The sequence below is a fragment of the Streptomyces sp. NBC_01264 genome (assembly GCF_026340675.1).
Lineage (GTDB): Bacteria > Actinomycetota > Actinomycetes > Streptomycetales > Streptomycetaceae > Streptomyces.
Genome location: NZ_JAPEOX010000004.1, coordinates 1 through 18,556 on the forward strand (window position 1 = coordinate 1; position 18,556 = coordinate 18,556).

12 protein-coding genes and 3 tRNA genes are annotated in these 18,556 nt (G+C 76.7%); 5 read left to right on the forward strand and 10 right to left on the reverse strand.

What is annotated here, in order from left to right:
• Positions 1-1,406: 1,406 nt before the first annotated feature.
• The 3 genes from OG435_RS45410 to OG435_RS45420 all read right to left on the reverse strand — a co-directional run bounded on the left by OG435_RS45410 (position 1,407) and on the right by OG435_RS45420 (position 5,041).
• Positions 1,407-2,159 carry a hypothetical protein gene (locus tag OG435_RS45410; RefSeq protein WP_266887169.1) on the reverse strand — a complete coding sequence of 251 codons (753 nt, stop codon included), beginning with the start codon at positions 2,157-2,159 and terminating at the stop codon, positions 1,407-1,409.
• 902 nt (positions 2,160-3,061) lie between these two features.
• Positions 3,062-3,499: a membrane protein insertion efficiency factor YidD gene (gene yidD / locus OG435_RS45415; protein WP_266887171.1), complete on the reverse strand. Its 438-nt coding sequence runs from the start codon at positions 3,497-3,499 to the stop codon at positions 3,062-3,064.
• An 831-nt stretch (positions 3,500-4,330) separates the two neighbouring features.
• Positions 4,331-5,041: a SpoIIE family protein phosphatase gene (locus tag OG435_RS45420; RefSeq protein ID WP_266887174.1), complete on the reverse strand. Its 711-nt coding sequence runs from the start codon at positions 5,039-5,041 to the stop codon at positions 4,331-4,333.
• A gap of 928 nt (positions 5,042-5,969) precedes the next feature.
• Here OG435_RS45420 and OG435_RS45425 point away from each other — a divergent pair.
• Entirely contained in the window at positions 5,970-6,572 is a 603-nt protein-coding gene (locus tag OG435_RS45425) for a hypothetical protein (RefSeq protein ID WP_266887176.1), read from the forward strand.
• Between the two features lie 109 nt (positions 6,573-6,681).
• On the opposite strand, the gene OG435_RS45430 is transcribed toward OG435_RS45425, so the two are convergent.
• The 3 genes from OG435_RS45430 to OG435_RS45440 form a co-directional block, all read right to left on the reverse strand.
• Positions 6,682-7,194, reverse strand: coding sequence for a hypothetical protein (locus OG435_RS45430; protein WP_266887178.1), 513 nt, complete (start codon positions 7,192-7,194; stop codon positions 6,682-6,684).
• Positions 7,195-7,411: 217 nt separating this feature from the next.
• Entirely contained in the window at positions 7,412-7,876 is a 465-nt protein-coding gene (locus OG435_RS45435; protein ID WP_266887180.1) for a hypothetical protein, read from the reverse strand.
• A 387-nt stretch (positions 7,877-8,263) separates the two neighbouring features.
• On the reverse strand, positions 8,264-12,064 hold the full coding sequence (locus OG435_RS45440) for a hypothetical protein (protein ID WP_266887182.1): 3,801 nt from the start codon (positions 12,062-12,064) through the stop codon (positions 8,264-8,266).
• Between the two features lie 513 nt (positions 12,065-12,577).
• Between OG435_RS45440 and OG435_RS45445 the strand changes: the two genes are divergently transcribed.
• Positions 12,578-12,736, forward strand: coding sequence for a hypothetical protein (locus OG435_RS45445; protein ID WP_266887184.1), 159 nt, complete (start codon positions 12,578-12,580; stop codon positions 12,734-12,736).
• An 833-nt stretch (positions 12,737-13,569) separates the two neighbouring features.
• Here OG435_RS45445 and OG435_RS45450 read toward each other — a convergent pair.
• The 3 genes from OG435_RS45450 to OG435_RS45460 all read right to left on the reverse strand — a co-directional run bounded on the left by OG435_RS45450 (position 13,570) and on the right by OG435_RS45460 (position 14,181).
• A tRNA-Asp gene (locus OG435_RS45450) sits at positions 13,570-13,640 on the reverse strand.
• A 26-nt stretch (positions 13,641-13,666) separates the two neighbouring features.
• Positions 13,667-13,742 (reverse strand) — tRNA-Glu (locus OG435_RS45455).
• A 362-nt stretch (positions 13,743-14,104) separates the two neighbouring features.
• Positions 14,105-14,181, reverse strand: a tRNA-Ala gene (locus tag OG435_RS45460).
• 519 nt (positions 14,182-14,700) lie between these two features.
• Between OG435_RS45460 and OG435_RS45465 the strand changes: the two genes are divergently transcribed.
• Positions 14,701-15,111: a hypothetical protein gene (locus OG435_RS45465; protein WP_266887186.1), complete on the forward strand. Its 411-nt coding sequence runs from the start codon at positions 14,701-14,703 to the stop codon at positions 15,109-15,111.
• A gap of 537 nt (positions 15,112-15,648) precedes the next feature.
• Here OG435_RS45465 and OG435_RS45470 read toward each other — a convergent pair.
• Positions 15,649-16,557: a hypothetical protein gene (locus OG435_RS45470; protein ID WP_266887188.1), complete on the reverse strand. Its 909-nt coding sequence runs from the start codon at positions 16,555-16,557 to the stop codon at positions 15,649-15,651.
• A 771-nt stretch (positions 16,558-17,328) separates the two neighbouring features.
• Here OG435_RS45470 and OG435_RS45475 point away from each other — a divergent pair.
• Positions 17,329-17,757: a hypothetical protein gene (locus OG435_RS45475; RefSeq protein ID WP_266887191.1), complete on the forward strand. Its 429-nt coding sequence runs from the start codon at positions 17,329-17,331 to the stop codon at positions 17,755-17,757.
• A 234-nt stretch (positions 17,758-17,991) separates the two neighbouring features.
• Positions 17,992-18,288: a hypothetical protein gene (locus OG435_RS45480; RefSeq protein WP_266887193.1), complete on the forward strand. Its 297-nt coding sequence runs from the start codon at positions 17,992-17,994 to the stop codon at positions 18,286-18,288.
• Positions 18,289-18,556: the final 268 nt, after the last annotated feature.

Below are 18,556 nucleotides of genomic sequence, written 5' to 3' on the forward strand. Positions count from 1 at the left end.
GCGCCGGGCGGCCGGCACAGTGCGGGCGGCGGGCGGGGCGCGCCGAGAGGAGCCGTGCGGGCGCCCGTGCGGCCACCAGCCACCACAGCGATCAGCGGATGCCCGCGCGGCGCGGGCCGGCAGACGGCGCGACGAACGGCGGCCGGCACCGGCGGGACAGAAGGAGAAACCCGAATCCCCGGCCGCGGGCCCCGCGCCGGCCGGCCAGGAGCCGCCGGCACCGCACCGGACGCGGGCCCGGTACCCCCCGGCCGTGCGGGGACACCATGGATCTCCGCCAGACGGCTCCCCCACCGGGAACAGCCGGAGCCCGGCCGGCCCCGGCCCAGCACGGCCCCCGCTCGGGAGCTCGGCAGCCGGCGGACGAACCTCGGCACCGGAGCTCGGCGGCCGGGCCCAACTCCGCGGCGCCGGCGGAACAGCGAGACAGCCGCCGGGCGGGCGCAGCGGCCGTACGGCGCCCTGCCGGCGACGAACAGGCTGGCGCCGCTCCGCGTCGGACGCGGGCGCCGCAGAGAGCCCGCACGGCGCCCAGGAAACCCAACGGGAGCCGCCCGGGGCGAGACGGGCGCAGCGCCCCGCAAGGGGCCCCCCGCGGCACAGGAGCTCGACGGGCGGGCGAAGGGCCTGCGCCGGATCACGGCCGGCCCGAGGGCCGGCGGCACGACCGTCCTGGACGCCGCGGCCCGGAGCCCGGTGCCCGGCCGCGGGCGAGGGCCAGGCCAGCGCTCGGTGCCCCACCACCAGGCGGACGCCGCCGGACATGGGCCGGCGGGCGGGCGCGGGGCGTCAGCACGTGAGCCGGCGGGGCGCAGCGACGGGCACGGCCGGCGGAACACGGCGCACCCCGGGCCGGCAGGCGCGCCGCAGCGCAGAGCGCACGACGTCGACGTCGACGAGCAACTCGGCGCCCCGGCCCGGCGGCGGCACCGAGGACTCAAACCGGGGCCCCACCGTGCCCCGGGAGCGGCCGGCCTCGACCGGAAGCCGGGCGCAGCAGTGCGCGGCCACCGAGTACCCCCCGGGTGCCGGCGGCGCGCCCTGGGAATCCGTCCGCCAGGACGCGGCAGGCTGGCCGCGGCGTACGGCGCCGACGAGGAGCTGGGCACCCCCGGCCGGCAGCGGCGGGAGCCGCGGGCCGGCGTCGCACTCCGAGCGCCGGCCGGGGCGTACGTCGTCCGGCAGCCCCTGGAGCGGGGACCGCCGGCGAACTGGCCGGCCGGGCCGGGAGAGCAGCTCCGGCCGGCAAAGCGGTGGCGGGCGGCGGGGCCAGCGGCGGCGACGCTCTCCGGCTTTCCGAGGCGGCCGTCGACGGGGAGCAGCGACATCGCCCAGGAACCCGGCACCCGGGTGCAGCAGGGCACGGCGGGAGTACGGCGCCGCGGCGGGCAGGGTCCGCCGGCGGCTCAGCCGGGGGCGGTCCCGGGGCCCTCGGGTACAGCCGGCCCGGTGGGCGCCGCATCGTCGTCGGCGGGCGCCAGGTGGCCGGCCACGACCTCCTCCAGCACCTCGTACACCGCGGCCGCCCGGGTACTGCGCGCGCTGCCCAGAACCTCCCTCGGCGCGCTCAGCAGCGCCTGCCAGTGCTGCCCGCTCATCCGGCCCCGGCCGGCCGCCCTCAGCGCGAACACCAGCCGGCGCTGCGCCTTCTCCTGCAGCGGCCCCCGGGGCGGCGTCACCAACCGGTGCGCCGCCATCGTCAACTTCTGGCGCAGCGTCGGCGCGAGGTCCCCCCACAGCGGATCGTCCGTGGCGGGGAGCAGCAGCCCTTCCGCCGCCCCCGCCGCCGCCCGCACCGGCGGCCCGGCCGGTTTCCCGGAGCGCTCCGCCACCGCGGCGGCCGGCTCCACGCCCTCGGTGTCCCCCCGCCCGGCGCCTGCGGCCGGCGCCGCTCCCCCGCCGGCCTCCTCGGCGGCCTCCTGAGCTCCTTCCGCGGCCGCGGGCGCCCCGGCGCACCCGCTCCCCCGGACATGCGCGGCCAGCCCCGCCGGCGGCCCCGCGTACGCGCAGCCCGCACACCGCACCCACCCCGCCTCACCGACCGCCGCCCCCACCACCGACACCTGCGGCCCGAACCCCGCCTGCACCAGCCGCTCCGGCAGGCTCAGCCCCGACACCGCCCGCAGCGCCGCGGCCGCCGTGATGTCGTGCCCCCGCACGAACCACCGCCCAATCCCCGCCTCACCCCCGCACCCACAGAAACAGTCCCCCGTCGGGATCAACCGCGCTTTCCTCGTCACCGTCATGCGCGGCAACGTACCGGCCCCGGCCCCGCCCCAGGTCACGAACACCACACCCGGACCACAACCGCCCACAACGCGACCAGAGCCGACCACTCCACGATCGAGAATGACCAGCGCGCACCTACAACACGCCCCGCTTGCACGCCCTGACAGCGTGCACGTCAGCGCGTACGAACAGCGCGCTGTCACAGCGCGCCCGTCCTGCATGACCAGGCAACACGCACCACCGGGCGGCAACCGGTCATGCTTCACCGGCACGCACCCATATCACGCCACCGGGCCGGTCCCGGGTGCCGGACCGGCCCGCACGCCAGACCACACCGTCCACCGGGCACGACCATCCAGCGCGATGGCCGGCAGCCCGGGCAGCAGCAACGGACAGCCGACACGCGGCCGAACGGCAGCGACCAGGTATCGGCCGCCCGGCCCCGGCTCGACGACCGCGGCCACGGCCAGCCGGCGGCAGGAGCGGCGCCGGCGGACTCCCGGCCCGAGGAGCAGCGACGGTGGCGGGCGGACTCGACGGCGGCGGGTGCCGGGCGGCCAACCCGACCACCCCCGCTCCGGCGCAGCGAGGCGACCGCAGCGGACGGCGGCTCGGGGCGGCCGGACCGGTTCGACAACGGGCCAGGGGCCGGCGGAGCGGCGAGGCCCGGGCGGTCCCGGAGGTGTTGCCGGTGCCGCAACACCCCACCGAGCGGCCGGAGTCCGGCCCCCGGGACGATCGCCGGGCGGCCTGGCCCCGGGGGCGGGACGGGCGCAGCAGCACGGCCGCCACACGGGCGGCGGTCAGCAGGTCGATGTGGGTCGGTGCGCCGTCAGTCCGGCACCGGGTCATGGAACCCGCGCCGCCGAGCTGCCCCCGGCCGACACCGCAGCAGGCGTGCCAGGGCCAGCCGGCCGCCGCGCAGCGCGCCGTGTCGGTGCAGAGCCTTGACCGCGTACGTCGAGCAGCTCGGCGTGTACGGGCAGCAGGCGGGCCGGACGGGGCTGACTGTCGTCCGGTAGCGCCGCACCGCCCCGTACAGCACGCCCGCGGCCCGGCCGGCCGGACGGGGCGCCGCTGGATCGGTGCTTGCCGGGCTGGCGGGGCCGGGCCGCACGGCGAGCAGGGCGAGAGAGGCCAGCCACATCTCGGGGCAGCACGTCCGGTTCCAGTAGCAGCTATCCGCGCACGCCTCGGCGCAGTTCTCCTTGCGGTTCGCCCTGCCCGCGCCGTTTGCGCCGTGCCTCGTGTTCCCGCGCTGCCGTGCCACCCGGTCCCCCTCACCTCGGTTCGGTCATGATCGTACGGATGGCGGTCCACCGGGCCGGCGAGCGCGTCACCGCGAAGGCGACAGCCGGGCGGCGGGCCGGAACCGTTTACGGGCAGCCGGACGTGCGGCACGGACGGTCCCGGAGGTGTTGCCGGTGCCGCAACACCCCACCGAGCGGCCGGAGTCCGGCCACCAGGACGACCGCCGGGCGGCCCCGGCCCGGCCCGGGCGCGGGACGGGACGGCGGCGCGGGCGGGCGGGCGGGCGCAGCAGCACGGCCGGCGTACGGGCGGCCGCCACCACCTCGACGAACCAGCGGGGCAGCCGGCAGGCGACGGACCTGCTCCACGGCGGCCAGGCGGACGCGGGCGGCGTACGGCCGCAGCTGCCGGACTACCCGGCGACGTGGAATGTTGCGGACGCCGCAACACCCCACCGAACCAGCCGGATCCCCGGCAGACGGCCGTCGAACCGGGTGCCCGTGGCCGGGGCCCGGCAAGCGGACAGGGAGCAGCGGCGGCCCGGCACCAGGCAAGCGGTCACCCAGGGCCCGGGCGGGCAGATCGGCAGGCACCACGTCGATGAACTGCGGCCGCGGCCAGCGGCGGACGCCGGGAGCTCCCGCGGGCGGCCGGCGCGGGACCGGGCACCGGCGGGAGCTCCCCCGCGGCCAGGGGCAGGCGCAGCACGGTGTCCTCGCCCCGCCTCGCGCCCGGTCGGGGCGCGGCATCGCGCCGGACCGCGAGGCCGGCCCGGGACCAGAACGAGGACCGGCCCCCCGCCCCGCGCGTCGGGCGGTGAAGTCCGGGGCGCGGGGCGGGCGGGCCTCGGTCAGCCGCAGAGCAGGACCACCACGGTGGCGTCGTCCCGGTAGCCGTCTGCGTCGGGCTCCGCCGCGGCCACCAGGGCGTCGGCGAGGGCCTGCGGCTCGGTCGCGTACGCGCGGCACAGCCGTACGAACGTCTCCCGGTCGACCTGGTCGGACACCCCGTCGGACACCAGCAGCACCAGGGCGGCGGCCTCCTCGGGGATCTGCACCTGCCGGCACGTCGCCGCGCTGGCCTGCGCGAGCCCCAGGCGGGACCAGTTGTCGTGCCTCGCCGCCTCGAGCTGCACGGCCGCCCCTCCGTTCCGGCGCAGCCACTGGCCCATGGTCTGGTCGTCGGACCACAGGGTGAGCCCGGCGCCCTCCCGCCAGCCGTACGCCCGGCAGTCCCCGATCCAGTGCACGGACGCCGGCTGCCCCGGCTCCACGCAGGCGTACACGGCCGACGCGTGTGGCGGCTGGTCGTAGGCCGCGGCCATCTGCCCGGCCGTCATCAGCCCGGCCAGCCCGCCCAGCGCCGTGCCGATGTGCGTGATCACCGCCGGGGCGATCGCGGAGTACCGCACGGTGTCCGGGTGGTGGCCGGCGCCGTCGACCACCGCCGCGGACACCCTGCCCCCGCACCGCTGCACGTCCACGCCGTCCGCGCACGGCGGCTCCGTCCCCGCCCGCTGCGCCAGCCCCACCACGACCACCGGGTTCTTGATCGCTTCCATCACCATGTCCTCCTTCGTCCGGGAGCCGATCGGCCCCGCCCCTACAGGCCCGACCGAGAAGAAGAACGCGCTCGATACCACTCGATGACGCCAAACGACACAGAACGGCCGTACGCAGCGGGACCAGACCCGAACGGCGACAACACGGCGAGACGACCGCGTAGCGGCGGCGGCCCCGCGAGCAGGCGGGCAGGGAGCACGCCGGACAGGGCGCGCGGTCGGCGGCGGCGGGCGGCCGGGGCGCGCCGGCGGACCGGTATCGGGCCGGACGCCGGAGTACGGCGGCGCCGGGCCGGAGGCGGGCGGCGCGGGACCGGGGCCTTGACCGCGGGCAGGAGGTGTTGCCGGCGTGGAGCAGCGACGAGCCGGAGCGGCCGCGGGCCGGCGATCGGTTGGGGGCGGACGGCGCGGACGGGCGGCAGCTGGCCCGCAGCGGCAGGGGCCCGGCGCGGGACCGGGCGCCGAGCTCGGACGGCGTCCCGGCGCCGGGCGGACGCCGGAGCAGCGGGCGGCGGGGGCGGGGCGCGGCACTGGGGCAGGGCCGGCCCCGTCTGCCGACGACCAGCGGAGCAGAACTTCGACGGCGGTGCCGGGCCGGCGGCAGGACGAGCTGGGCGCGGCGGCCAAGGCGGCGGGCACCGCGCGGCGCGGCCGGGCGGGACGGCACGGGGGCGGAGCGGCGGCCGCGGGCGGCGAGGCGTACGGGCAGTCCCCGTGTCGGCGAATCCCGCCCCGGCCGGCCCCACCAGCCGCTAGGTTGGGACGGCGAGCTCCTGCCGGCCCTCGGCCCGCAGCCGCTCATCTCCTCCCCGCCGTCGCGGGGTTACGGCCTCCCGCCGTACGACTGCCTCCCTGCTCGGCGCAGGGACGACACCCGGTCCCGTCCCGGGTGCATCGCCCCCTGCCCCGCCATCGAGAGGCCCTCGTCGTGAACCCTGCCGAGCAGACCGCCGCCACCGTCACCGCCGCGTACCCCGGGCTGCGCCGTACCTCCCCGCTCCGCCCCGGAGCGCCCCTGACCGAGGTCGAGCTGGACCACCGGCTCACCACCCGCTACAGCTGGCACGGCTACGAGGTCGACGTCCACGTCGGCCCCCCGGAACACCTCAACCGCGAGGACGTCGAGGACACTTCGCTGCAGCGCCAGGTCCGCGCGGTGGCCACCCTCGTCGTCCTCGACGTGCAGGGCGCCACCACCCCGGGCCATGTCGAGTGGGACCTCGCGAACACCCGCCCCGAGCTGGTCTTCCCCGCCGCCTCCAGCGCGGCCGCCGCGGACACCGGTGACCCCCGATTCGCCAGCGCCGTCCTGGCCACCGTCGCACGGGCCCTCGAGCACGCCCGTATCGCGACCGCGGAAGCCACGCGCCGCGCCGCCACCGCCGCCGAGGAAGCCCAGTGGGAACGGGAACGGCCCGACGGAGTGAGCCGGCTGAAGTGGTTGCGCCTCAAGCGCGAGGAACGCGACCAGAACGCCGCAGCCACGGAGACGGCTGTCCCGGCCGGGGAGACCAGCACCCCCACCGGCTGACACCCGCGACCGCCCCGGCCCTCACGGACAGCCGCGCCTCCTGTTCGGCGATGTTCGGCGGCGGCCGGGCGGGCGCCGGGACGGCCCGGGGCGGAGCCGGGGCGGCGGTTCACTGCGGGTCGTCGCTCCGCGGCAGCCGGCGGGTCTGCTCCAGCAGCAGTTCCACCTGCTGCACCAGTTCCCGCGGCAGACTGGGGCGACCGTACGGGTCCAGCCCCTGATCCCGCTGCGCGCGCATGGCGTCGACGTACCGCTCCTTGTCCCGCAAGGTCCGGCGCACCTCCATCGCCCTGTGCGCCTCGACCATCAGCTCGGTGAACGACTTGGGCAGCTCTCCCTGGTCGACCGGCAACTCCTGGTGGTCCTGCTGAGCCAGTGCGCCAGCGTCGGCGGGCGGCCCGCTCGCCACGGCGATCGCGGCCGGGGCGGGCCGGGTCTGGTCCTCGGCGAGCATCCGCACGGCTTCCTCACGGCCGGCCTGGTCGAGCTTGGCGGGCAGCTGCCCCGTGTCGGCTGCGGCTTTCACGCGCTGCAGGGCCTTCTGGTAGCCACAGCCGGTCAAGCGGTTCAACCCGCGGGCAATCCGCTCCTGGTTGGTGGTGTTGTGGGAGGACGGGGCCATAACTTCTCCTTCGTCGCGTTCTGGCGTTGCGGTTCGTCCCACCACGAGCATGGCCAGGGTGCGCGGTTCGGAAGAGGGCACCGGTCGTCGCTCGCACCCGCGCGGCAGCACGGTTCACCGGTATCCGGGGGTGGGCCCGGAACGGCACGCACAGGCGAGGTGCGCTGCGCCGAGCATAGTGGTCGCCCCCGACAGCACCCGGGGCGCGGCCGTTCTGTCAGGAGGCCTGCGCCGCCCCAGACTCGTCGGCCAAGGCGTCCAGCTCCCCGCCGGGACCGTCCGCGTATGCGGTGGCGTACGACGGCTCGCCCGGGTTGTCGGCCCACGCAACGACACGGCGCGCACGCTCACGCCACCCCTGTGCCGCCTTCACCCGGTCCCCCCACCGGCTACGGCCCTGCGCGCACACCGTGCACAGCAGCCGGCCGTTCACCTCCCACACCTCCGGATCGGTGGTGAAGCAGACGGGGCAGCACCCCTTCGACCACGCCGGAGGATGGCACGGCTTGGCCATCATCAGCAGGGCCGTGATGATGATGTGGCCGCAGTACGCGCACTCGAGGCCGTACAACGCGTTCCGGTCGCAGCGGGGGCAGTGCTCACCGGCCAGAACCTCCGCCCGAGTGACGGCGGCCTCGGAAGTCCCTGTCGGCGCGAGCTCGGCAGCGGCGTACTCGATCACGTGATTCTCCTCAGTCGGCGGCCCCTCCGCCAGCACTCACTAAATTACCCACACGCCCGCATCAGGTCAAGTTTTACGCGCCGCTTTCGGTGGTTCGGCCCCGCTCTGGGAACGGGCCCGACGCCGGAGCCGGCCGAAGGGGCAGCACCTCAAGCGCGAGGAACGCGACCGGAACACCGCGGCCACGGAGACGGCCCCGGCCCGGCCGGTGCAGCGGCACCCCCGCCGGCTGACACCACCCGACTCCCCCGGGCCGAGCAGCAACCCGGACCGCACAGCGCAGCCCGGCGACCGAGGCACCGTACGCAGCAGCCGGGGCCACCGGGCCGGACCCTGGCGGCGGGGCAGCCGGGCACCGGAGGGGACCACGCGGCCGGGCGGCGTCGGTCAGCCCCCGATCACTCCCGAGCCGGTGCCCGGGCCCCGGCCGGGGAGCCCTTCCGGCGCCGGCTGGGCGACGTCGACCTCCCCGGCTTCGACCAAGGCCAGGCGCAGCTGCTCGGCCTGCGCGGGCCGCTCGGCGGCGGGCCCGACGTCGGCGGCCCGCAGCAGGGCCCGGGCGTGCCGGCGGACCTGGGCGTCGTACCAGGGGTCAGGAGCGGGGCGGGTGAGCAGCCGGGCGGCCAGAAGCAGGGCGTCGGGGCTGCGCGGGTGGCCGGCGGCGCGTTCGGCGACGTCGCCGGCTTCGCTCTGGGCCGGGGTGTGGGCGGCGCTGGCCCGGGCCAGGGGCAGCCACACCTCATCCGGGACGGCGAGGTCGGCGAAGTTGCCGGCGCCGGCGAGCGCGCCGGGCGGCAGGCCGGCGTCCAGCGCGGCCGTCCACCACACGAGGACGGCGTCCACGGCTGCGGGGGCAACGGCGGCTCGGGGCGCCGGGGCCGGCACGCCGCCACCGGTGTACGGGCGGTGCGGCGCGTGCAGGGCGAGGGCCGCAAGCAAGCGGGAGGCCGCCGCGGCGCCCCCGGGGCCGGCCGCCAACTCGGCCCAGGCAGCCGCGGGGTCGCCGAGCAGGCCCAGGTGGCCGCCCGTCAGCGCGCGCGCCACCTGCGCGAGCGCGCCGGGCAGGTCCTCGCGCACGGCGGCCAGGAGCCGGCCGCGGTCCAGGGCTCCGAGGAGCAGCGGGTCGTGGCCGCCCCAGCGCAGCCACGCGGTGGCCGGCGAGTGCCGGCCGGGGTCGAGGGCGTAGAGCTCGGGGTGGGCGGCGGTGAAGGCGGGCGCGCGCCGGTGCAGGGCCGGCAGGTGCACGCCGATCGCGGTGGCGACCGCCTCGTCGCCGACGCGGGCGGCGAGCACGGCAGCGACCAGGTCGAGGACGTCGGCGGGCATCTCGCCCCCGGCGTGCGCCTGGTGGGCGGCGTACTCGATGAGGGAGCCCAGCGCGCGGACCGCCGGGTGCGAGCCCAGCAGTTCCCCGCCCGGCCCCTCTTCGGGGCCCGCTTCTTCGCCGCGCAGGACGGCATCGGCGGGGCCGGCCTGCGCGGAGTCGGGCTCGGGCGCGCAGGGGGTGTCGTGCGGGGGGCCGGCGGCGGTCGCCGGCGCGGCGGCGCGGGTGAGGGGCTCGGCGAGGTCGCGCAGGTGGTCCAGGACGGCCGGGAGTTCCGCGCCGAGATCGGCGCCCGTGCGCCACACCACGCCGAGCAGGTCGAACAGCGCCTGATCGGCGAACAGCACCGCGGTGGAGGGCTGGTGGCCAGCCGCGGCGGGCAGGGCGCGGCGCAGCGTGAGGGCGGCGAGCGCGGCCGCTGCCGGGCCGGCCGGGAAGGCGCCGGGGGTGCCCGCGGCGGTGGCGGCCGCAGCGAGGTAGAACGCGCCGAGGTCCGGACGGGCCAGGGCGGCAAGCAGCTGGGGGACATCCGCGGTCCAGGCGTCCGGCGCCGCCTGGACCAGGCGGTGGAGCTCGATGGCGTAGCCGTCGGCGCCCGCGTCCTGGGCCGCGGCCAGGGCGGCGGCCACCGCGAGCGGGCCGGCCGTGGCGGCCAGCTGCAGCAGGTCTTCCGTCTGCAGGGCGACGGACTGCCTGACCGGCTCCGGACGGGCGGTGGCGCGCGGGTCGGACGGCCCGGCCGGCTGGAGCCTGCGCAGCGCGGCCAGGAGCGCAGCGAAGGCGGTGAGCAGCGGGGCGGGCAGGACCGGCGACCAGTCCCACACCCGCAGCCAGGAGGCGAGCGGCTCGACACAGCCGTCGACCTCGTCGGCGCCGGCGGGCAGGAGCCGGTCGGCTTCCTGGGCGGTAGGGGCCGGGCCGAGCGCCGCGCGCGCCCGCTGCTGAAGGGCGGCGGCCCGCTCGGCCGGGCAGTCGCGCAGCACCAGGGCGGCCAGCCGGGCGCCTTCCGCCGGCGGGCGGCCAGCCAGCAGCCGGACGGTGACCTCGACCGCCCGGTCCCACCACTCCCCCACGTCCGCGGCCTCGGCCGCGCCACCGGTGCCGGGGGTGGGCGGGTGCGCGGCCAGGTGGGCGGCGAGCAGTCGGTCGTGCAACCGCGGGTCCTCGGCGGCGATCCGCGGCCATCCCCGCAGCCGCTCGCCGAGCCGGACACCGGCCGCGGCGTCCGCGGCGGCCAGGTCCAGCACCGCCCGGGCCAGCTGCGGCCCCATGAAGGCGAAGACCGGATCGCCGAGGCGGACCTCGTCCAGGTCGACGTCGAAGACCACGTGCCGGGCGGCGCCGGGTGTCGCGTCGAGGTCACGGCGCAGCAGGCCCGCCGTTGCGTTGCGGGCCGCGCGGTCCCAGCCGAACGGCTCACCGCCGGCGGCGCCGCGGTGGACCGTGGTGACCATCTCCCGCAGCAGGACCGCGACGTCGTGGCCGGGCAGCCGCTCCGCTGTCAACCGGGCGATCTCCTCCTCCAGTTGCAGATCAATCAGCGCCTCCTCGCGGGCGCGCCCGGCGGTGTCATCCGGGTACGCGCCCGCCGCGGCCGCTTCCCGCTCGCCCCCGGGGCGCCCGCTGGCGCCGTCCGGGCCCGCGCCGTCCGGGCCCGCGCCGTCCGCGACCGCCTCGCCGGCGGCGGGCGGGGGCGCGGCCACGGCCAGCAGAGCCCCACGGCCGGCGTGTTCGGCGTCCACCGCGTCCTTCAGCAGCCCCTCGGCCACGACCAGCCAGTCCCCGTTGCGTTCCGCGACCGGCAAGGTGCGCGCCCAGCGGGCCGCCAGCCGGCGCGACCATCCCGCCTGCCCGGCCGGGGCCCCGGGCCGGGGCGGCGCGGTGACCTCGGGCAGCAGCAGACGCACGTCCGCGGGGGTGAGAGCGCCGTCCAGGGCCAGGCGCAGCAGCGCGTCCAGCACGCCCGGGCCGGCGGCGGCGAGCTCAACGGCGCGGCCGGCCAGCCATGTCCGGGCGGCGTGCGGGGCGTGGGCGGCGAGGTGCTCGAGGAACGGGGCAGCCGGCCAGATCCCGGTCTCCTTGTCGGCCAGCAGCAGGTGCGGCGCGTGGTCGTCCAGGACCTCGAGCCAGGTTGCGGCCGGGCCGGAGCGGAAGAAGTACGCCTCGGCGCGCGGATCCGCCCAGCCGGCCAGCTCCGCCGCTTCCTTCCCGCCCGGGCCGGTGAGCGCGGCCAGCTCCAGGACGCGGGCGGCACGGCCGGGCAGCGGCACCAGCAGCTCCCGGGCCGCCGCCAGGAGAGCGGTGTACAGGCGGGCCGGCCGGTCTTCCTCGGCGCCGGCGCCGTGCAGGGTCCCCGACGCCTTCGAGTACAGGTCTCCCCACGCGCCCAGGGCCTTGTCCTGCGCGGCACCGAGCCGCAGGCCCATCAGCCGCTCGGCGATCCCCCGCGCCTGACGGCGCCGGTGGCCGCCCGGGATGGCGATCTCGTTGCGCAGCACCTCAGCCGCGCCCCGCATCCGCTCCCACTGCGCTCCATCCGCTTCCGCCGCCCCGGCGGACTGGGCCGCCGGAGCGGGAAGGGCGTCCACCTCGTGCAGCAGGCCCTTCGCCGCGGACTGCAGGCCGGCCGCGTCCTTCGGGGCCCCGGGCAGCTTCAACAGGGCATCGGCCGCGCTGCGCACACACGCCTCGACGATCTCCCCGGGCCGCTCCAGGCCGCCGGCCCCGGACAGGATCCGGTGCGCGTCCCGCACCAGCCCCAACGCCCGCACCCCTTGGGCCCCCTGGTCCAGCAGAGCCCGGGCAAGAACCTCGTCGACCTCGGGCAGTACGTCCTCGCCAGCCGGCGGCGTCTGGTTGCTCACCGGTGCACCGTAGAGCCCGCGGGCCCGCGCCCGGGGCGAAACCCGACAGCCCGACCACCCGACCACCCAGCCACCCGACGCGCACCAATCCCACAACAACCGGACGCGGGCGACCGAGGACCACCACCGGACCACCAGCGGAACGCCGCGGACCGCCGGCGCAGTGGCGGAGCAGCAGCAGCGGGGCGGCGGAGGAGGCGCGGCAGACGGCGGGCGGGCGGCGGCCGCGGAGCAACGGCGCAGCAGCAGCAGAGCAGCAGCGGCAGCGGGGCGGCGGGCGAGGAGCGCGGAGCGGCCACGGGACGGGGGCACGGCGCGGCGGCAGGCAGGGGGCGGGCGGCAGGGTGGCCGACGGGGCGGCGGCGGCCATCTCGCTGACGCTGCGGGTGCGGACCTGATCTCCGGCATGTGACGGGGCTCATACTCACGCCGAGCCCCCTTGGAGAGGTGTTCCACGCGTAGGCCAAGGACGGTACAGAGCACACCCGCCACCGACCACGAAGGAGCCCACGCATGTTCCACACCCCCGGCACGCGCACACGCTGGACACCAGGGAACCGCTTCACCCTGTGGATCACCTCGGTCGCGCTGATGACGATCGCCACAGCCCGCCGGGCCACCGACCGACGACTGATGACCCCCACCGCCCGCCGGACCGCCAACCGACGGTAAAACCCGGGACGAGTAACCGCCGGGCCCCCCGGGGCGGGGCAGCCCGGCGGGCGGCACGGGAGAACGGGGCGCAGCCGGGCAGGGTGACGCGGCGCGGCGCAGCGGCGGGAGGTGCGGCCGGCTCGGCCAGGGCGGGAACGAAGCGGCACCGAAACCGGGCGGGGCCGCATGCGCCGCGCGGCCGAACGGGGAGGAGGTGTTGCAGGCGCCGGGGCGAGCGGGGGCCGAGCGGTCCGGGCCCGCCAGCGCGCCCAGGCGGCGCGGCGTACGGACACGAACGGCACGCCGCGGCCACGCCGGCGGACGCACGGGCCCCGCACAGGGGGGACGGGCCACGTGGTGAGGGTGCCCGGAGCTGCGGAGCGGCCAACGGGCCGGGGGCGGAGGACCGCGCCCCGGACGGCACGGGAGAACGAGGCCCAGCCGGGCCGCGGGGAGCGCGGTGGAAGCGGCCGCGCCCGGACGGAACGGCGGGCGCGCGGGCGCCGGACGCCGGGGGCCGGACGCCGGGGGCCGGACCGGCGGGGGCCGGACCGGCGGCGGCCGGACCGGCGGCGGCCGGACCGGCGGCGGCGGCGCGCGGCGGGCAGGCGCGGGAGGCGGCGGACCGGCAGGACGGCCCGCGCGGGCAGCGGCCGAAGGCGCGGGGCGGGCAGGGGGGCGGCGAGGCGACGGCCGGACCCCCGGGACACGGCGGGCCGGGAGGACCGGCCGGGCGGGGGCCCTGCCGGGACGGGAAGCGAGTCGGTGCACGGCATGGGGAAATCCGTACGGGTCGCATGTCCCGTCCCGGCAGAGCGGGGGGCACCGCACGGGGTGAGGTGAGCGGTGAGCGCTCCTGCGGGGACTCGAACCCCGTTTCCCGGGTCGACAACCCGGTGCCCTACCTATGGACGACAAGAGCCTGCGTGAACGTGCTGCGTTGCTGCGTACCCTCGGCGGGATTCGAACCCGCGGCCTCCCCATGGAGAGTGGGGCGAGATGAGCCGGACTACTCCACGAGGGCGTGGCTTCCCGCCGACGGCCGGGGACCGGATCAGATAGGGCCCGCGAGGGGCTTGCTCGTCACCTTCCCCGGCCGGGGCGGGGCCGCCGTCGACTCCTCCCCAGGGGCCTCGGGCGACGCGTGCCAGCGGACCGGGTCCGCCGGGGGAAGCATCACCTTCCCGCTGGCACGTCGTGAACTCTGCGGGTACTGCTCCCGCTCCTCCCCCAAACGGGGGCGTGCTGCTGACACCACGAGTCCCAGAGAGCGCGCTTTCCCTCCTTCAACCCGCCCGGGGATCAGCCGGGCAGGCCCGTTCTGCTGCGCTGGTGCGCGCCCTCTCAACGGGGACGTCGCCTCTGGAGGGGCGCACACCAACACATCGCGATCCGAGGGGACTTGAACCCCTGACCCTCCCCCGGCGTGGGGGCCGCTCTACCAAACTGAGCTACAGACCTGCCAGACGGAACGAATCGGCCGCTCCGTACCGCCCAGCATCGAAGAGGACCGATCGACCCCCTTTGACGTCTCTAACTTTACACACCTCTCCCGACTTACGTCAAGTTTTACGCGCCATCAATTGGGGGCGTCCACGCCGCCATCAGAGCCGCTGCGGCCGGCCGGAAAGACATGCCGGACAGACGGGCCGGCCAGCGCGGAACACCCCGAAGGCAGGACGGCGCCGGGACGGGCAGCAGGCACGGAGGCGGGGTACGGCAGGCGGCCGGTGGGGCGGCCGGTGGGCCCGGGGAGGACCGGCAGGGGCCGGGCGGCCCGGCAGGCAGCAGGCCGGGGCACGGCCGCCCGCCGAACAACGCCGAACAACGCCGGCCGGACGACGGGCGACGCGGCGAAGGCGCCAGCCCGGAGCGAAGCGAAGGGCTCTGTCCACAGGCGGACCGCGCCAGGCTCTGTCATCTGCACTGACCCCTACGGGTTGAGCAGAAGTTCCCGGAGTTCCCGAGCTGGAGGAGACACGATGAAACCCGAGCTGTACGCCTTGCAGTGGGAGGAGGACGAGACGCCCCTGCCGTGCAGGTACTGCGGCGTCCCGACGGAGCACGATGGTGAGCTGCACGTCTTCGTGTATCCGTTGGACCAACCGAGCCGGATCGCTTGCGCTGCATGCCACGGTCGACTGCCGGGTCCCGTACGCCGTCTCTATGAAGCGACCCTCGACGTTGGAGTCGCCGTGTACGAACGAACGCACCAAATCATGGACATACCACCTGACGTGAGCGACGAGGAACGGGAGCAGATCACTCCAGCGGTCCCGTTCGAACAGGCGGTAGACGCCGCCATGTCCGCCCCCGAAGTCGTCAGCGCCCTCTCACGGCACGACACCGCGCGCGCGGAAGCCAGTGAGTTCCTCTTCATGCCCACAAGCTGACACTCGAGTCTGACTGGTCGTGGCCCGGCGCCGGGACGGGCGGCACCGCCGCTTCGGAGAGCGCGGCTACGCCGCCTCGCGACGTCGTGCAGCCGCAACCAGGTCGCGACCGCGCGGGCCACGACGGGTGACCACCACCTCGACGAACCAGCACGCGGACTACGGCGACAGGACACCAGGCGGGACAAGCGGGACGGCGGGGCCACGGGAAGTGACGCGGGCGCCGGAATGCATCGGCCGGGGCCACGGCGGCGGACTGGGCCCGGAGCAGCGACGAGCCGGAACGGCCACAGGCGGACGCAGCCGGACGACCGGCGCCGACGACGACCGGACGCCGGGGTACGGCGGACAGCGGGGCGCAGCGGGCGCGGGCAGCCGGGGCGGCGAGGCGACGGCCGAAGCGGCGGGGTGCGGCGGGCCGGGAGGGCCAGCCGGGCGGCGGGGTGGCACGGCGAAGGCGACGACCGGGAGCCGGGCGCGGACGGCACGGCAGAGCGCGGCGCAGCTGGCGGGGCGGCGCGGCCGGGCGGGGCGGGGCTATGTCGGCGCGCTACCGCCCGTCGAGCCCCAGCCATCCAGGAAGTCGGCCAGGGCGCGGCGCTCGACTTCCTCGCGCACGAGGGTCTGCCGGTGGATCTCGGGGTTGCGGTGGGCCTCGATGGCCTCGCGCACGATCGCGGCGAGGATGTCGGGTGGCAGGGCCTCGGCCTGGGTGGTGGCCGTTCCGGAGAACGACCTGCGGTCTGTCGCCTTGGGTGGTGCGGTCGGCAGGTTGTGGGCCACGACCTGTTCACCGGTGACCGCGACGCGCTCGAACTCCACCTCAACGCCTGCGGCCTCGGCGAACGCGACCACGTCCTCGGCCAGTGCCGTGAACATGTGCTCGCCACTCTGGTCGTAGTCGCCGATGTGCAGCACCCTGGTTCTGAGGTCCCCTGCCGCCGCCCGGACGGCTGCTGCATGCTTGCCGGCCAGGCCATCGAAGCCGCCACCGGAGAAGCAGGAGATACCGAACTCCGCTCCGATCCGGACCAGTTGAGGGACCATGCCCGCTGTTTCGCACCATAGTTCGAGCCGGATCGGTTGGCCGGCTTGGCGGTCGACGCGGTAGTCGTCGGCGGCCGACGCGACGGCCGCCCAGAAGTCCGCGGGGCTGGCGAAGGCGGTCGGGGCATCCACGGCGATCTGGGTGTCGTCGCGGATCACACTCCAGGGAATCCGGCCTGAGCGGCGGGCCATGCCGACGTACTCGCACATCCGCTTGTAGTCGCACTCCGTCTTCTCCAGCACGCCGTCGCCGAGGAGGACGTAGAACAGCTGTCGCAGGGAGACGGGAAGGTGGTCCCGGTAGCGGTCGAGGACGCAGTCGACCGCTGTCAGCACCCGGACGGTTTCCCGCTTGGGCCGCCAGAGGGGCTGCGGCCCGCGGGGCCGCTTGTTCGGCATCTCAGCTGCGCCTCCCGTCCCCCCGCCTCCAGAGTCCGCCCTGGCGTCCTTTCACTCAAGAGCCTGCTGACCTGGCGATATACCCCTGGTGCGTGGGCACGTCGCGTCCGCGGCTGAACTGGGCCATCAGCCTGCGGTGGGCCGCGCAGGCGGGGCGGCGGACGGCGCCGGGGCGCGCGCGGCCGGGGCCGGAACTGCGGGCGGCCGGGGCCGATGGCGAGGCCGGAGCCGGCGCGCGGCGGGCAACACCGGCGGGCCCGGCGCGGCGCGGCCAGCGACGGTGAACGGGCGGCCGGGCGGACGGCGGGACGGACCGGAGCGGCCGGGGCGCGCCGGGGCGGCGGCACGGCCGGGCGCAGACGCGCGCCGAACACCACCGAACAACGCCGAACACCGGCGGACAACACCGGACGGCACGGCGGCACGGCGGTACGGGACGGCGGGAGGACGCGGCCGGAACGGGCGGCGGAGGGGCACGGCGGGCGCGCGGGGCCCCGGCGGGACAGGCCGACGGACGGCGACCGTGGCGACCGGGGTGGCGGCAGGCCCGGCGGCGGGTGCCGAACAACGCCGAACGCCGAACGGACACGGACGACGGCGCGAACACCGGCGGACAGCACCGGGCGGGGCTGGCGGGCGGCGCGACGGGCGGACGGCGGAGGACGGGGGCCACGCGCCGAACACCACCGACCACCGGCGGACTGGGTGGTGGGGCAGTAACTAGACGCGTATAACTTGACTCTTCCGCACTTGGCGGGTAAATTAGTAACCATGATCCACACCGACCGCATCGACTACATCTCTGCTCACGGCACCGGCCGCCTGCCCCGCACGATCCGCCTCGCCGATGACACGACGATCTCCGTCCACGCCGGGAACGGCGCATACTCCACACCCCGCCCTCGCGACCGCATGGTCCACGAAGGAGGGGCAGGCACTGTGCCCGCCGACTACCCGGGCCCCTACTCCGCACTGGAGGTATACGTCGTCGAACCCCTTACCGCGCCCGCCGAGTGGGCGCCGTATAACGCCGACGACAACCCCACGGCGGGACTGTTCTGCCCGCTCCCCGTGGACCTGGCCCGCGCCCTGGTGGTCGAACACGGCGGCGAACACGTCGCCCAGGACACCGAGGACGACATGTGGAAGGCTCTCGCCGAGTCCTTCATGCAGAACCTCCGAAAGCCCCCGGCCGAGTAGCCTGCGGTCGCCCCCGCCGCCTCCTGCCCGAAACAAGTGTCGGCCGAGCCCGCTCACCCCGACCTCTGCAGTGCGGAGCGGAACCTCGAACAGTTCGGGAACTGGCGGGGCGTGCGTCGAGGCTCGCAGAAGCCGAGACCAGTACGAGAGCGCCAGCCGCAGACGGCCCGGGGCAACCTGCCGCGAGCACCAACCCAGCAGCCACCCATCGCACCTCTCGGAGGCACAATCAGCATGCGCTACCGCGCCGGCGACACCGTCCGTATTCTGCATCCCCAGCATCACGGGGAAGTCCTCCCCGTCTCCTGCAAGTTGGACGGCCTCCTGTTCTTCCCCGGTGTCGACGGCGGCATCTGGCCCGACCAGGTCGAGCTCGTCCGCGAACGTACCGGCAACCCGTGCGGCACCCCCTGCGAGCACGTGTCGGGAGACTGCCGGCACTGCCGGGGCCTGTGTCAGCAGCCCTACGGCGAATGCCCACCGCGCGAGGGCGAGGCCCCCGCTATCACCTTCACCGGCCCCCGCTGGTAGCCGAACCCGTCGGACAGGCTCCGACTCAGCTCTACCGGCCCCGAGTGGTCCCATGTAGGCGGCCAGCGCTTTGGCCGCCCGGTGGGGGCGAAGCGCGGGGGCGGCCCGGGCGGCATCTCGTAAACGGCGTTTCGCCGGGGAGGTTGGCCGGGGCCGGAAGGCGGCGCGCGGCAGGGAGCCCCGCGGCCGCAGGACGAGCAACGCCGAACACCGGCGGACGACGGCGGTGGGCAGGGCGACGGAGGCGGCGGGATAAACGGGCGAAGGC

What these genes read in the sequence shown, in the direction of transcription:
- OG435_RS45420 (WP_266887174.1), bottom strand. Translation starts at nt 5,041, where the DNA reads ATGGAAGCGATCAAGAACCCGGTGGTCGTGGTGGGGCTGGCGCAGCGG.
- OG435_RS45430 (WP_266887178.1), bottom strand. Translation starts at nt 7,194, where the DNA reads ATGGCCCCGTCCTCCCACAACACCACCAACCAGGAGCGGATTGCCCGC.
- OG435_RS45445 (WP_266887184.1), top strand. Translation starts at nt 12,578, where the DNA reads ATGTTCCACACCCCCGGCACGCGCACACGCTGGACACCAGGGAACCGC.
- OG435_RS45465 (WP_266887186.1), top strand. Translation starts at nt 14,701, where the DNA reads ATGAAACCCGAGCTGTACGCCTTGCAGTGGGAGGAGGACGAGACGCCC.
- OG435_RS45470 (WP_266887188.1), bottom strand. Translation starts at nt 16,557, where the DNA reads ATGCCGAACAAGCGGCCCCGCGGGCCGCAGCCCCTCTGGCGGCCCAAG.
- OG435_RS45475 (WP_266887191.1), top strand. Translation starts at nt 17,329, where the DNA reads ATGATCCACACCGACCGCATCGACTACATCTCTGCTCACGGCACCGGC.
- OG435_RS45480 (WP_266887193.1), top strand. Translation starts at nt 17,992, where the DNA reads ATGCGCTACCGCGCCGGCGACACCGTCCGTATTCTGCATCCCCAGCAT.